Origin of the sequence: Natronobacterium haloterrestre (genome assembly GCF_900112205.1) — an archaeon.
Classification (GTDB): domain Archaea; phylum Halobacteriota; class Halobacteria; order Halobacteriales; family Natrialbaceae; genus Natronobacterium; species Natronobacterium haloterrestre.
In genome coordinates, this window is the sequence record NZ_FOKW01000010.1 from 32,064 (window position 1) to 46,688 (window position 14,625).

A 14,625-nucleotide genomic window follows, 5' to 3' on the forward strand; every position below is an offset into this window, starting at 1 on the left:
AGGGAGATGACAAGGCTTATTCTTGACTTGGGTCTGGTGCAACCTAATGAGTACCGACACCGAACACCTCGAGGAGGGAACGGAAACCTCCGTCCTCGACAGGTGGGAAGACTGGTACCACGTCCCCGTTATCGGCGCCCTGATGGCGTTCATGATCTGGGTTCGGACCCGGCCACTGGACGCGTTTACCATGGAAGACGGTCTCCCCGCACTCGGTGGGATCGACTCCTGGTATCACTGGCGTACTGTCCGGTGGACGGCGGAGAACTATCCTAACACGATGCCCTACGAGGTCTGGACGAGTTTCCCGTCCGGACGGTACGTCGGGCAGTTCGGCACGCTGTTCGACCAACTGATCGTCACTGCGGCGATGATCGTCGGTCTCGGCGATCCGTCCCCGGAGACGCTGTACACAGTGTCCCTCCTTGCAGTCCCCGTGATGGCCGCCCTCGTCGCGATTCCCGTCTTCTACATGGGTCGCCGCCTCGGCGGCACGATGGGTGGTATCGTGGCAGTTATCGTGCTCGCGCTTGCGCGCGGTCAGTTCCTCTCGAGAACGACGGCGGGCCAACTCCAGCACCACGTCGCCGAGGTACTGTTCATGGCGATCGCCGTGTTGGCGATGATGGTCGCGCTGCGGGTTGCCGAGCGCGAACAGCCGATCTACGAACTCGTCGTCGACCGAGACTGGGAGACGCTTCGCAAGCCGACGATCTACAGCGCTCTGGCGGGCATCGCTCTTTCGCTATACGTCTGGGTGTGGCCGCCGGCGGTCGTTCTGATCGGTATCTTCGCGATCTTCTTTACGGTGCAGCTCTGTCTCGACTACGTCCGCGGGATCTCCCCGGACCACGTCGCGTTCGTCGGTGCGGTGAGTCTCGGCGTGACTGCGCTGCTCACGGCCCTGCTGATCGAAGATCCGGGAACGAGCGTGACGAGCTTCAGTTACATCCAGCCGTTCAGTGCCGTGCTCGTCGCGGCCGGCTGTGTGTTTATGGCCTGGTTCGCGCGCCAGTGGAACGGCTACGACGTCGACCGGCGGTACTACCCCGCTGCGATCGCCGGTCTGATCGGGGCTTCGTCGCTCGTGCTGTGGCTCGTGCTTCCCGATCTCTTCGGAACGATCGTCGACAACGCGACACGGCGCGTCCTCCCGTTCGGCGGGGCCGCCACGGACCTCACGATTCAGGAGGCCCAGCCGCCGGCCGACTACACCGAGCACGTCTTCGGTGAGTTCGGAACGGCCTTCTACACGATGCTCGCCGGGCTCGCTCTCCTGACCCTTCGTCCGTACCTCGGTCGAGAGTGGCGGTCCGAGTACACGCTCGTCGTGGTCTGGTCGCTGTTCCTGATCAGTATGTCCGCGACCCAGATCAGGTTCGCGTACTACCTCGCGTTGCCTGTCGCGGTCGTCAACGCGGTGTTCATCGCGGATATCGTCCGACTGTTCGATCTGGATCTCCAGTCGGGGATCGACTCCCTCAGAGAAATCGAGACGTATCAGGTCATCGCCGTCCTGCTCGTCGTCATGCTGCTCTTTGCGCCCCTGTTGCCTCCCGTTGCCGCCGATACTGACACGGCCTGGAACCGGTCGGACAACACCGGGCCCCATCCCGATTCGATCATCTGGGAGGACTCGAACCAGTGGCTAAACGAGAACACGCCGGAGCCCGGAAACTGGGGCGAGCACGAACGCGCCGACGAACTCGAGCTCTACGGGACGTACGAACAGCCGGACGACGGCGACTTCGACTATCCGGACGGCACCTACGGCGTCATGTCGTGGTGGGACTACGGCCACCTGATAACCGTACAGGGCGAACGGATCCCCCACTCGAACCCGTTCCAGTCCGGAGCGACCTCGTCCTCGGCGTTCCTGACCGCCGAGTCGGAGGAGCGGTCGGAACTGATCCTCGATGCGATCGCTGCCGGCGAGTCACCGGAGGACGAGAGCATCGCGGAACTCGAGTCGATGACCGAAGGCGAAGCACTCGACGAGGAGATCCGCTACGTGATGATCGACGACCAGATGGTCGGCGGGAAGTTCGCCGCCATCTCCACGTGGAGCGGACCGGACTACCAGTACTACACGACGCCGACCGACCTCGAGCCGGGCGAACGCATCGAACGGGACGAACTCGAGGATCGTTTCGACGACGTTCCGTACGATAACACGACGGCTGCTACGTTGTACTTCGACGACGCGAGCGGGATGGAGCACTACCGGCTGGTTCACGAGAACGACATCTACACGTCCCAGTTCGTCAGCTACGCCGTGATCGATCAACAGACCGACGAGGTCGTGATGGACGACGACGGGAACCCACAGGTGTTCATCAACCAGCGGATCGACTCGGCCCAGCAGCAACTCCAGCAGATCGATCTGCACCCGCAACTCGACTACGAGATCTTCGATCAGCGTCAGGGATCGGCGGTAAAGACCTACGAACGGGTCGACGGTGCGACGATCACGGGAAGCATCGACGCCAACGCCAACGGGATCGACACCGAGAACGCGACGGTCGCCGCGTCGATCGAACTCGAGTCACCCGGTCAGCGCGACTCGTTCACGTACGTCCAGGACGGAGAGCTCGCGTCGGACGGGAGCTTCGAACTCACCGTCCCGTACGCGACGAACGACGAACTCGGCGTCGAGGACGGCTACACGAACAGCAGCGTCGAAGCGCTCGGCGAGTACAACGTCACCGTCGACGCATCCGACGGCAACGAACTCGAGTTCTACCAGGGACAGACGTCCGTCCCCGAGACCGCGGTCGTAAACGGTGGCACGGTCGACGTCGACCTCGAGGAAGTCGACCTCGAATCGCCGCCGGAAGAAGAGGGTGAAGACGAGGAAGGGAGTGAGGACGAGGAGGGTAGCGATACCGATGCCGACGGCGAAGACGCCGAGTCCGCTGACGACGAAACCGATACCGACTCGTAGGCCTGGATAGGGGAACCGAACTGCGCGGTCACGACTCGCTCGGCGATTTCGGATGTTTCGGGTGATTTTCTCGCTGCTTAGCGTAGTCGACGTGCCCCGGTAGCGATCACACAGCGGGTGGCGATCGGCTGGAATAGAACTCCCTGTCGTATTCTCTGCCGAGCTAGGCCACTGCTGAACTATTGGAACGCCCGAATCGATTCCCGCACCGATCACAGTAGCCGTGGTTCACATTCACTTCGTTAGTTTCGCACCGGACGGCAGTCCTTCGAGTGGAGTGTATTGACTTTCGGCGGCTACTATAGTGTGCCCTCGTCGAACACTCGCCTGCCCGTACACTCTCCGATCCTGAAACTCGTGGGACGTTAACGTGGCCTGTCCCGTTATTCTTCCGGGTAGCGGGCCTGAAGAAATTAAATACCCGGCTATAGCTAATGGTTTTTACTCTATGCTATCCGGAACTATAAGATAATTTGATTTCCTATGGCAACAACCAATGGAATGCAATGTCCGACGCAGACGGCATGTCCGACTACCTCGCACAGCACCCCCGAATGATCGGCGTCCTGTTCACGCTGTTCGTTCTCCTGAGTCAGGTTGGAGCAGCGGCTGCCTCGAGCGCGTCCGAGGTCGGGCCGTAAAACGAGCGCTGTTTTAATCCAGTGGCGTCGATCCGATCCCGTGGTACCAGCGCAGTTCTCCGTCGAGTCGCACGGGCGGTTCGTTCCAGGTGAAGTACTCCCGAAGGACGTCAGGTTCGACCTCGGTAAAAACGGTGTGTGACGGGCCGAGATGACGGTCCGCCACCGTCGGCAGCGTCGATTCCGTCGTCGTTCCGAGTTTGTACTCCTTGGTCGAGTAAGACTGGAGCGCGAATCCGAAGCCCGCCTCGCGGTGCTCGAGTTCGATCAGCACCGGTGCGCCGCCGTCGGACTGGGCAATGTCGGTCGACCCGTCACCGATGATGAGGTACTGGTCGCCCAGCGAGGCGTTCTCGCGGGCGATGTCGACCGCTCCCCGGAGCGGGAACCCCTGGTTGAGCAGGCGGGCCATCGTCTCGCCGGCCTCGACGGCCAGTTCGTTCGCAACGTCGCTGTAGGTGCTGACGCCGCCGTAGGCGCCGCGACGAGTCAGCGCCAGCCCCTGTTCGTAGGAGCGACAGGCGTTCAGGAAGAAGACGCTGACGTCGACGGACTCGAGGTCGCGGACGTCGAGTTCGCCGTCGGAGCACCGCAGGCCGTCCGGGGTCGCGTGCCCGACGTAGTGGAAGAAGTCGTATCCCCCTTCCGTCAGCAACGCGGCCAGTCGATCGGTGCTGACGCCGAACTCCGAGTCGACGTCGAACGGCACCCGTTCGTGACTGCCGTAGGTGTCGTCGAGCAGGTCGTGCTCCTCGAGCATCCGGGCGTCGTTACAGACGAGCAGGATGTCGATCGACTCCTTGCGCGCGTCCCGGTTCAACTGGTTACGGTAGGCTTCGACGGTCGCCTTCGAGGCGCCCCGCGGGATGGCGTCGCCGAACCAGGCGTGCTCGACGGATTCGGTCGTGACGTCGGGTTCGACGAGCGTGGGGCCGTCAGGGTCGGGGCCGGGGTCGGGATCGGAATTGGGTGACGGCGCGCGGCCGAGTTCGGTTTCGCCCCCGCTCGCGGCGCGGACGAGTTGCGAATCCGGCCCGCCCGCCGTTGCCGTCGACGGGGCATCGACCTCGGGCTCGGATCGATCGATCACGCGAGCGGTCCGGATCACGCCGAGTTCGTTGATGAGAAACGGGACCAGTTCGACGGTGTCGGCCTCCGCCGGGACGTGAGCCGTCAGCGGCCACCGCGGGACGTGGGGTTCGATCCGATCGTAGGGCACCTCCAGGTACCGCTCGATCCGCTCGGCCAGGGGGGCGTCGTAGATCGTCCCGAAGTCGAACGGCAGATCGCCCTCGAGGACGGTCCGTTCGTGCAGGTCGTACTGGAAGAGTCCCTCGGTCCGCGTGAGACAATCGAGGAAGAAAAACTGCTTGAGGAGGCGCGCGACCCCGTCCTCGAACGCCCTCCCGGTCTGCAGCGGGTGCTCGACGCCGTCGGTCGCGAGCGCAGGCGCGTCGCCGGTCCGGAGATCCGCACCGAGGAAGAAGGCCAGCGGTGCCGCCGAAAACAGCGCCGAGCGGGTCGGCGGCAGCGTCAGCGTCACCTCGGTGTCGGGGCGCTCGTCGTCGATCTCGGCCGGAATATCGAGTTCGTCGCCGAGTTCGATCAACGGCGGATGCCCGCGCAGCGTGGGCCACGTCCGCTCGGGCGAGGTGGTCTTCAGGGCGGATGAGGTGGCCGAGACGGCCGTCAACATCGACTCGAGGTCCGGCGGCGTCGTGATCGTGCCGGCGGGCCGGTCGTGCAGCGACCGCGCGCCGATGGCGACCGTCGTCTCCGCGTCGAGTCCGATCCGAAGCGACGTCACTCGTCGCTCGATGACCCCGCCGGCGTCGACCCGGAAGTACAGTTTTATCGGGCCGCTCATACCGACGAACTGGGTCCGTTCATCGAGGGTCACCGTCTCGCCGATTTCGGGACTATCGCTCGTCACACCCTGCTCGTCGTGGATTTTCACAGCGTAGGGCTGTTCGAAGACGATCTCGTCCGTCTCGATCGTACACTTCGTGTCGACGGGAAACGGGAATCCAGTCGGCGGCTCTGCGGACGGCGCCGTCGCGTCCGTCCGGAGCCGGAGCCGGCGCTGTTCGATCGAATCGTACACCTCGATTCCCGGCGGGTCCGCTGTTGCGTCGAACTCGATCATACGATTGCCCCGTCGTCGCTGGAGGGATCATTCGGTTGCACTACCAAAAAGGGTTCTTCACCGGACCGCCGTCACGGACCGGTCCGTTCACCCGGTCGACTCGCCGTCGGTCGGCCGTTACGATCCGGCCGTGTCGGTCGAGCCGCGGGGTTCCGTCGACCCGTCCGTATCGTCCGTCCCCGGCGACCCCTCGAGCGACGCGTCGGTGAGTTCCCGGAACGCCGTCGCGGGCACCAGGGGGGCGACCGCGCTCGGGTTCCGGCCGCTGCCGTCGGACTCGAGGTGGATCCGCTCGAGCACGCCGCGTTCGGCGAGTTCGTAGAGGAACCGTTTGACAGTCCCCGTCGTCAGCGACGAGCGGGCGGCGATCTCGCCCGCGAGGTCGCCGATCGGGGTCCCCGCCGTCGACCGCCTCTCGTCGAGCGCCACGAGGTGGGCGAGCACCCGCTGGCGGTTCTCCGAGAGCGCCAGCGCCCGATCGAGGTGGACGCCGTCGGGGGGGACGTCCGCTCGGCCTCGATCGACGTGGCGGTCGGCGATCCGGTCCGCGTCGTCGGCCTCCGCGGCGACCGCGGCGACGAAAAGCGCCGCGAGCGCGTCGTGTGCGTTGCCGTCGGCCCACTCGGCGAGGTCGCGGACGGACTCGTGATCGATGCCGCCGGCAGCAAGCCCCGTCGACGCGCGGTCGGTGATGACGTCGACGAGTTCGTGGCTCCGGTAGGCCGGCAGCGAGACGGTCGCGCCGTCCCAGCCGTCGGGAACCTGCCGCCCGACGGGAACTGCCGTGACGCGGTCGGCGACCCCGGCCGACTCCAGGAGGTCGCGGACGCGTCCGTACGTGAGCGTCTCGGGTTCGTCGTGGTGGTCGATCGCGACCACCGCACGCCGCCCGCCTCGAAGCCGGCGCTCGACGCGCTCCTGGAGGTCGTCGGTCCCGATCCCGCTTTCCGGGACCGGTTCCCGAGAGAGCACCGAGAGAACGGCCCGGTAGAAGGCGAACTCGCTGTCGACGCGCCGGCCGTCGACGTGGACGAACCAGGTGACGTGCTCGGACGGACTCGCCCGCGTCGTCGTCCCGAACGAGCGGTCGACGTCGCCGAGGCGGTCGTTCAATGCCCCGAACAGGGCGACGACCAGCGCCGAGGTGCCCGATCCCTGCGGGCCGACGACCGCCACCGGCGGCGGCAGTTGGCCGTCGAACACCGGCTCGAGGACGTCGAGCAACTGCTCTAATGCGGGTCCACGACCGACGGGTTCGCTGCGGTGGACGGTCGGGCTGAGATGGTCCCGATCGACGACCAGTTGTCGATCACCGCGGGCGCTGCGCCGGCGGTCGATCCGGTCCCGGAGGTTCATCTGTCAGGTCGTGCACCTCCGCCGTCGCTCCCGGCGCCCACCAGCGCCGCCTCGAGCACCTCGAGCGTGTGGGTGATCTCGTAGCCCGTTCCGTGCCCCATCTGCATCGAGCAGGTCGGACACTCCGTGAGTCCGGCTTCCGCGTCCGCGGCTTCCATGTGTTCGAACATCTCCTCGCCGATCTTCATGGAAGTATCGTAATGTTCCTCCTTCCAGCCGTAGGTACCGGAGATGCCCGAACAGGAGTCGCCGACGTCGTGGACCTCGACGCCGTCGATCGGCGCGAGCACCTCGCGGGTCTGGCCGGCCAGGCCCTGGTTGCGCGCGTGACAGGGGGCGTGGTAGGCGAAGTCCTCCATGCCCGCTACGCCCTCGACGCTCGCCCCTTCGAGTTCGCCCGTCAGGTCCTCGTGGACCTGCAGGTACTCGACGGCGTCCCAGGTGTTCGCGGCCACGTCGTCGACGCCCTCGAGGTCGAACAGTTCGGGGTACTCCTGGCGCAGCGACATCGAACAGGAGCTACAGGAGGCGACGACGTCGGCCCCCTCCTCGATGGCGGTCGCGAGTTCGTCGACGTTGGTCTCGGCGGCCCGACGCGCGTCCTCGAGCATGCCGTTGGCGAACATCGGCGTCCCCGAACAGCGCTGCTCGGGGACCATGACCTCGTAGCCGAAGTGTTCGTACACCCGGACGAGGGCCTTCGCGACCTCGGGGGTGTTGTAGTTGGCGTAGCAGCCGTGGAAGTAGGCGATCCGTTTCTCTGCCCCGTCCTCGCCACGTTCCGCCCGTGCCTCCTTCGCGCGCTGTCTCGAGGTCTCGGCTCCCCCGCGCTTGGCCCACCACGCGCGGAACGTCTCAGTGGCGAATTCGGGGAACTCGCGTTCGCTCGTGATCCCGAACAGTTTCTCGCCGAGCCAGCGGACGGGCCCGAGTCCCATCACGAAGTTCGACGTGCGGGGGAACATGGCCGCGAGCGGGGCGAGCCGCCGGTAGTTCGCGAGGGTCCGGTTGCGCCAGTATTCCACCGAGAGCTTGCTCATCCCCTTCTGGACGTACTCCCCGCGGGCCGTGTTGTGCATCTGGGAGAGGGGAACGTCGGAGGGACAGGCCCCGTCACAGCGCATGCAGTTCGAGCATTTCATCACCGTCTCGTCGATGTCGTGGTCCTCCTGGCGCTTGAGCCGCCACTGCTCGGGCCCCTGGAACTTCGGGCCGGGGAACTCGTCGTCGACCTCGGCGACGGGACAGCTCGTGTCGCAGGTCGAGCACTTGTAACAGTCGTCGGCCCCCGGCCGGAGGTCCATGTCCTCGCTCTCGGGGAAGACCTGCACGGGGTCGAAGTCGTCGTCCGGGCCGGCGGTTTCGACGTCGCCCGCGCGCTCGAGTTCGGTTTCGTCTCCCGCGTCGATTCCACGCTCGTCGATCGGTCGGTCCGCGTCGCTCATTGGGGTGTCACCTCGTCGTTGGTCGCCAGTCGTGCGTCCGTCGCCCGCGCGGCCGCGTGTCGGCCCGCGACGTACCCCGTCGCGATCGACACGCCGGCACCGGATTTCTCGGCCGCGTAGTCGTAGCCGCCCAGTACCGCGCCGGCCGCCCGCAGGTTCTGGAACTCCGCGTTCCCGCTGCCGTCGCGGGGCCGCAACTCCCCGTCGGGGACGACCCCGAACCGCGCGAACGGGTGCTCGCCGAAGGCGTCCTCGCTGAACCAGTCGTAGCGATCCGTCGCGTGCGGGACGTGGCAGTCGAAGATCGGTTCGATTACCCGTTCGCGGTTCGACTCGACGCCCTTGCCCACCAGCCCGCCCGTCGCGAGGACGTACTGGTCGGCCCGGTGGGGGATCTCGGCCCCGTTGCGGTCGACGACGACGCGGTCGATCCGCCCGTCGTCGCGCTCGTAATCGACCACCGGGACGCCCGAGCGGACCTCCACGCCGGCGGTCTCGAGCGCGGCGTACAGCCGGTCCTCGAGGCGCAGGCCGGGAAGGCTCGGCGGCCCCATCGGCACCTCGAAGACGTCGACGCCCAGGTGGGCCTCGAGGGCGGCCCGCACCTCGTCCGGGCCTTCGTCGCCCAGAACGGCGGGGAAGCCGACCCGCTTCTCGCCCTCGAGGTGGGCCTCGACCGCCGCGGCGAGGGCCTCGCGGGCGCCCGTCTCGGCCCCGGTTGCGGTCGACACCGTCTCGTCCCGATCCAGCAGGTGCGCGTACCGGGTCACCTTCGCGTCGTCCCGGACGATCCCGGGGAACGACAGCGTCACGCCACGGGCCTGGAAGGGAACGCCCGCGGCCTCGAGGTGGGCTGCCGCGAGGGGGCCCTCGAACGTCGGCAGCGTCTCGAAGCCGACGAGCAGGGCGTCCCGTCGGTCGCTCGCCAGCCCCGCCGCGGACGATCTCGGGTAGCGGGCGGTCGGCTTGATCGACCCGCCGTGGGTCGGCACCAGGGCGTTGTCGTCGGTGTGGGCCCCGAGGTAGGCGTCGCCGACGATTCCGTCGAAGAAGGCGAGTGCCTCGCGGACGGCCTCGACGCCGACGGTGCGGTAGGGGTGAGTCTCCGGGAGGTCCGGAATCGCGGCGAAGGGGTCGACGAGCGGGCCTTCGGACGCGCCGTCCGCGTCGTCGCTCGGCAGATACCCCAGCACGTCGATCAGCCCGCTGGCGTTCCGGAGCGTGCTCTCCTTGTGGGTCACCAGCCGGACGTCCGCGCCCTCGTCGGCGGCCGACAGCGCCGCGGTCGCCCCGGCGATGCCGCCGCCGATCACGAGCACGTCGTCTTCGATCGCCATCTTACCGATCCTCCCCGCCGTCCGCGCGGCGGTCCAGGGGAGTTCGATCGGTCGCGTCGGCGTCCGCGTCGGGTCCCGCGTCAGGGCCCGCGTCGAAGGCCCCGTACTCGAGGTCCCCGTCCCGACCCGCCGGGTCCGAATCGCGGTTCAGCGTCGTCGCGTGCAACGCGTAGGAGAGCATCGCCTGCGAGAGCTGTTCGCCCCACAGCGCGTGGCGCTGGCCCTTCCAGCGCTCCTGGTAGAGTTCGTCCAGCGCGTCCCTGACCGTCGGCTCGTCGTACTCGGGGTGGAGTTCGTGGGCCATCTCCTGGGTGCAGAACCCGCCCTGGCAGTTGCCCATCGACGCCCGCGTGCGGATGCGGACGGCGTTTAAGTCCGAGCCGGACTGCTCGATCGCGTCCTGCATCTCCGCACGGGTGACCCCCTCACAGGCGCAGATCACCGGGTTCGGCTCGTCGGTCTCGAGCACTTCCCGCGAGCGACTGCCCAGCCGTTGCTTGCTGCGGCGGGCGATCGGCGACCGCAGGCCGAAGTCGTCCATCGCGTTCTCGAGGTCGGCGAGGTTTTCGCTGCCGGGCAGCGCCTCGTCGGCGGTGCGACAGCGGGCGTCGACGCCCAACTCGGCGCAGACGTGGTCGGCGATCTCCTCGGCCATCGCGCGGTAGGTCGTGAACTTGCCGCCGACGATGCTCGCGATGCCGGCGACGCCGTCGCGCTCGTCGTGATCGAGCAGGAAGAAGTCCCGCGTGATGTCCGTCGGGTCCTGGGTGCCGGTCCCCGGGGGCTCGTAGAGGGGCCGGACGCCCCAGAACGAGCGGATCGTCCGGGCCTCCTCGAGGATGGGGACCAGTTCCGCGAGCGTGTCGATCATCTGGTCGACCTCCCACTGTTCCTCGGGGTAATCGTCCGGATCCTCGACCTCCTCGTCCGTGGTGCCGAGGATCGCCGTCGTCTCGTGGGGGACGACGATGTCCGCGTCGCCCTTGGGCCGGCAGCGGTTGACGACGGTGTCGACCTGCCGGACGTTCATGATGGTCATCACGCCCTTCGAGGGCCGGACCTCGATCTCCAAGTCGGCCATCGCACCGATCTGGCCGGCCCACGCGCCGGTCGCGTTGACGACGTAGTCGGCGGTGATCTCCTCGGTCGTGCCGGGCGCGCGGTGGGTCCGCTTCCCGGGGCCGGAATCGTGGCGCACCTCGACCCCGTAGACGTCGTCGCCCTCGCGCAACAGGTCGATTACTTCCGCGTGTGTCTCGATGCGCGCGCCGTGGCGCTCGGCGTCGACGGCGTTGGCCACGCAGAGCCGGAAGGGGTCGACCGCGCCGTCGGGCACCTCGATCGCGCGCTCGACGTCCTTCGCGAGGTAGGGTTCGACCTCGCGGGCCTCCCGTCCGGAGAGGACCCGCGCCGGAATGTCGCAGTCGCGACAGCCCTCGAGTTTCTTCCGGAAGTAGTCGTCCGAGTCCTCGGGCCGTTTGACGAACAGCCCGCCGGTCTCCTCGACGCAGTGACCGGCGATCTCGCGCAGGACGCGGTTCTCCTCGATACACTCCCGCGCGCTCGCCCGGTCGGAGACCGCGTACCGGCCCCCGCTGTGGAGCAGACCGTGCATCCGGCCCGTCGTCCCCTCCGTCAGATTGCCCCGTTCGACGAGGGTGACCTCGAGGCCGCGCATCGCCAGGTCCCGGGCGATGCCACAACCCGTCGAGCCGCCCCCGAGAACGAGGACCTCGGTGTCCCGTGCCATTCCTTCGATGGAAGCTAGACCGCCTGGACCTTTACTTTATCGACGGTAGGCTATCGATATCAGAAAATCAGTCGATACGACGGACTTTCGGTCAGACGGCGATATCAGGAATTCGGACCTTCAGAACGGCTGGATACTACGTCCGTTCGACCGTCTGTTTCGACCCGGCTACAACTCCCCGTGGTAGTAGTAAGGTTTATGATGATCGTTGTAGATGTTTACTACCAGCCCGCGACCATCGATAAACATGGGGCGCGACATGGCAAGGTGACCACCAATGGCAGCACGCACATACGTCGGCGCGGTCGATCAGGGAACGACTGGGACTCGGTTCATCGTGTTCGATCACGAGGGGCAAGTCGTCTCGAACGCGTACGAGACCCACGAACAGATATACCCGGAACCCGGCTGGGTCGAGCACGACCCGATGGAGATCTGGGAGAACACCAAATCCGTAATTACGCAAGCACTGGGGCAGGCCGGAATCTCGCCCGACCAACTCGAGGCGATCGGCGTCACGAACCAGCGGGAGACGACGGTCCTCTGGGACGCCGACTCCGGCCGGCCGGTCCACAACGCGATCGTCTGGCAGGACCGACGCACCACCGAACGGGTCGAGGAACTCGAGGAGGACGGCAAGACCGATGAGATCCGCGCGAAGACGGGCCTCGAGCCCGACGCGTACTTCTCGGCGACGAAGGCCGAGTGGCTCCTCGAGGAGGGCGACCCGATCAAGATGGAACGCTCGCGTCCGGCCGACGTGCGCGACCGGGCCGAACGCGGCGAGGTCCTGTTCGGCACGATCGACACCTGGCTGATCTACAACCTCACGGGCCAACACATCACCGAGGTCACGAACGCATCGCGGACGATGCTGTACAACATCCACGACCTCGAGTGGGACGACGACCTCCTCGCGGAGTTTTCGGTCCCGCGGGAGATGCTCCCCGAGGTCCGGCCCTCGAGCGACGACGCCACCTACGGCTCGACCGACCCCGACGGATTCCTCGAGGCCGAGGTCCCCGTCGCGGGGGCGCTGGGTGACCAGCAGGCGGCCCTGTTCGGTCAGACCTGTTTCGACGCCGGAAACGCGAAGAACACCTACGGCACCGGCTCGTTCTTCCTGATGAACACCGGTAACGAGGCGGTCGAGAGCGATCACGGCCTGCTGACGACGATCGGCTTCCAGCGCTCGGGGGAGGACGTCCAGTACGCCCTCGAGGGAGCGATCTTCGTCACCGGGGCCGCGGTCGAGTGGCTCGAGGACGTCGACCTGATCGACGATCCCTCCGAGACAGCCGAACTGGCCCGCAGCGTCGACTCGACCGACGGGGTCTACGTCGTCCCCGCGTTCACGGGGCTTGGCGCGCCCCACTGGGATCAGCGCGCCCGCGGCACCATCGTCGGGATGACCCGCGGGACGCGAAAGGAACACATCGTGCGAGCGACGCTCGAGTCGATCGCCTACCAGACCCGCGACGTCGCCGAGGCGATGGAGGCCGACTCCGGCATCGAGATGACCTCACTGAAGGTCGACGGCGGCGCGGTCAAGAACAACTACCTCTGTCAGCTCCAGTCGGACATCATCGGCTCCGAGATCGTCCGGCCGGTCGTCGACGAGACGACGGCGCTGGGCTCGGCCTACGCCGCGGGGCTGGCCGTCGGCTACTGGGACGACGTGGACGAACTCCGCGACAACTGGCAGGTCGACCGCGAGTTCGAACCGGAGATGGACCCCGAGGTGGCAGACAGCCGTTACGACCGGTGGAACGACGCGATCGAGCGCTCCCTCGACTGGGCGCGGGAAGGCGGTGACTGAGGATGGCCGTCGAACTCGCTTCCGACGCGGTCCTGCTCGCGGACGTGCCGCTCCAGGTCGGCTACGAACCGGGCTCGATCGGTGACGTCATCGAGGCCCTCAGCGCGCCGGAAATCTGGCTCGGCGCCGCCGCGGGCGGTGCCTTCGGGGCGGCGCTGGGCGCGCTGCCGGCGTTCATCTTCACCGGCTTCCTCGTCCTCGCCGGCGTCTTCGGCGGGGACGCGGCCGCTGGCGTCGGCGTCGGCCTCGGGTTCGGGCCCGTCTTCGGCCCGCACATCTCTTTCGCCGCGGGCGCGGCTGCCGCCGCGTACGCCGCGAAGAAGGGAATCCTGCAGTCCGGATTCGACTACCACAACGGGAAGGACATCACGTACGCGCTCGGGAGCCGACCCGATATCCTGGCCGTCGGCGCGGCGTTCGGGCTGTTCGGGGTCGCCCTCGAGCAGACGTTGCGGCACCTCGCGGTGCCGACGGACCCGATCGCGTTCACGGTCGTCGCCAGCGCCCTCCTGCACCGGGTGGTGTTCGGCTACAGCGTGATCGGCGTGGTCAGCAGCAAGGCCGACGGCTACTTCGACATGAGCCCGTTCGAGCGCGAGGACCGCCGGGAACCCGGACAGGCCATCGCCGACGGCGGCATGGCAGTCGAGGAGCGGCTGGCAGTCGAGCCGTGGCTGCCGAACATGTACCAGTGGTCCCACGTGGCCACGATCGGACTCTTCGCCGGCCTCGCGTCCGCGTACGCGACGCTCCAGACGGGAAGTCCGTTCATCGGCTTCGGGTTCAGCGCCGCGACGCTGCTGTTCCTGAACCTCGGCGTCGAGAAGATCCCGGTGACTCACCACATGACCCTGCCCGCGGGGACGGTATACCTCGCGGCGATCGCTCCCGGCGGGGCGGTCCTCGCCGGCATGAGTCCCGGCGCGGCGGTCGCCATCGCCGGCGTTTTCGGACTGCTGGGGGCGCTCATCGGCGAGGCCTTCCAGCGGATCTTCTACGCCCACGGCGACACGCACGTGGACCCGCCGGCGGCGTCGATCTTCATCACACACTCGCTGATCTGCCTGCTGGTGGTGCTGGGAATCTTCCAGACTGCGGTCTGGGTGCCCGGCTTCGCCGGCTGATCGGCCGGGGTTCCGCCAGCAAACCGACCCGCGGTTCGTTTTTTATCGACGCGCGTGAGTGTC

The 14,625-nt window shown here is 67.1% G+C and carries 9 protein-coding genes; 4 read left to right on the plus strand and 5 right to left on the minus strand.

Annotation, left to right across the window (positions count from 1 at the left end; genetic code table 11):
• The first annotated feature begins 46 nt into the window (after nt 1-46).
• Nucleotides 47-2,944 carry an oligosaccharyl transferase, archaeosortase A system-associated gene (locus tag BM113_RS17480; protein WP_089789315.1) on the plus strand — a complete coding sequence of 966 codons (2,898 nt, stop codon included), beginning with the start codon at nt 47-49 and terminating at the stop codon, nt 2,942-2,944.
• Nucleotides 2,945-3,450: 506 nt separating this feature from the next.
• Entirely contained in the window at nt 3,451-3,585 is a 135-nt protein-coding gene (locus BM113_RS22905; protein ID WP_007143213.1) for a DUF7503 family protein, read from the plus strand.
• A gap of 13 nt (nt 3,586-3,598) precedes the next feature.
• Here BM113_RS22905 and BM113_RS17485 read toward each other — a convergent pair whose 3' ends face one another.
• The 5 genes from BM113_RS17485 to glpA all read right to left on the minus strand — a co-directional run bounded on the left by BM113_RS17485 (nt 3,599) and on the right by glpA (nt 11,619).
• Complete coding sequence (locus tag BM113_RS17485) at nt 3,599-5,731, minus strand: hypothetical protein (RefSeq protein ID WP_089789316.1); 2,133 nt, start codon at nt 5,729-5,731, stop codon at nt 3,599-3,601.
• Between the two features lie 117 nt (nt 5,732-5,848).
• Nucleotides 5,849-7,087, minus strand: coding sequence for an AAA family ATPase (locus BM113_RS17490; RefSeq protein WP_089789317.1), 1,239 nt, complete (start codon nt 7,085-7,087; stop codon nt 5,849-5,851).
• The gene (locus BM113_RS17495; RefSeq protein ID WP_089789318.1) at nt 7,084-8,532 is read right to left on the minus strand and encodes an anaerobic glycerol-3-phosphate dehydrogenase subunit C; all 1,449 of its coding nucleotides are present in this window, start codon (nt 8,530-8,532) and stop codon (nt 7,084-7,086) included. Before BM113_RS17495 ends, BM113_RS17490 begins: the two co-directional genes overlap by 4 nt.
• Complete coding sequence (glpB, locus tag BM113_RS17500; protein ID WP_089789319.1) at nt 8,529-9,869, minus strand: glycerol-3-phosphate dehydrogenase subunit GlpB; 1,341 nt, start codon at nt 9,867-9,869, stop codon at nt 8,529-8,531. The genes BM113_RS17495 and glpB overlap by 4 nt, the downstream gene beginning before the upstream one ends.
• Before the next feature lies 1 nt (nt 9,870).
• Nucleotides 9,871-11,619: an anaerobic glycerol-3-phosphate dehydrogenase subunit GlpA gene (gene glpA / locus BM113_RS17505; RefSeq protein ID WP_089789320.1), complete on the minus strand. Its 1,749-nt coding sequence runs from the start codon at nt 11,617-11,619 to the stop codon at nt 9,871-9,873.
• Between the two features lie 277 nt (nt 11,620-11,896).
• Here glpA and glpK point away from each other — a divergent pair, with 277 nt between their 5' ends.
• Both glpK and BM113_RS17515 read left to right on the plus strand, forming a co-directional pair.
• Complete coding sequence (gene glpK, locus BM113_RS17510) at nt 11,897-13,438, plus strand: glycerol kinase GlpK (protein ID WP_089789321.1); 1,542 nt, start codon at nt 11,897-11,899, stop codon at nt 13,436-13,438.
• Between the two features lie 2 nt (nt 13,439-13,440).
• Nucleotides 13,441-14,562 carry a DUF7973 family transport facilitator gene (locus BM113_RS17515; protein ID WP_089789322.1) on the plus strand — a complete coding sequence of 374 codons (1,122 nt, stop codon included), beginning with the start codon at nt 13,441-13,443 and terminating at the stop codon, nt 14,560-14,562.
• Nucleotides 14,563-14,625 lie beyond the last annotated feature (63 nt).

Coding starts and splice junctions, on each gene's coding strand:
- BM113_RS17480 (WP_089789315.1), top strand. CDS start 47: ATGAGTACCGACACCGAACACCTCGAGGAGGGAACGGAAACCTCCGTC.
- BM113_RS22905 (WP_007143213.1), top strand. CDS start 3,451: ATGTCCGACGCAGACGGCATGTCCGACTACCTCGCACAGCACCCCCGA.
- BM113_RS17485 (WP_089789316.1), bottom strand. CDS start 5,731: ATGATCGAGTTCGACGCAACAGCGGACCCGCCGGGAATCGAGGTGTAC.
- BM113_RS17490 (WP_089789317.1), bottom strand. CDS start 7,087: ATGAACCTCCGGGACCGGATCGACCGCCGGCGCAGCGCCCGCGGTGAT.
- BM113_RS17495 (WP_089789318.1), bottom strand. CDS start 8,532: ATGAGCGACGCGGACCGACCGATCGACGAGCGTGGAATCGACGCGGGA.
- glpB (WP_089789319.1), bottom strand. CDS start 9,869: ATGGCGATCGAAGACGACGTGCTCGTGATCGGCGGCGGCATCGCCGGG.
- glpA (WP_089789320.1), bottom strand. CDS start 11,619: ATGGCACGGGACACCGAGGTCCTCGTTCTCGGGGGCGGCTCGACGGGT.
- glpK (WP_089789321.1), top strand. CDS start 11,897: ATGGCAGCACGCACATACGTCGGCGCGGTCGATCAGGGAACGACTGGG.
- BM113_RS17515 (WP_089789322.1), top strand. CDS start 13,441: ATGGCCGTCGAACTCGCTTCCGACGCGGTCCTGCTCGCGGACGTGCCG.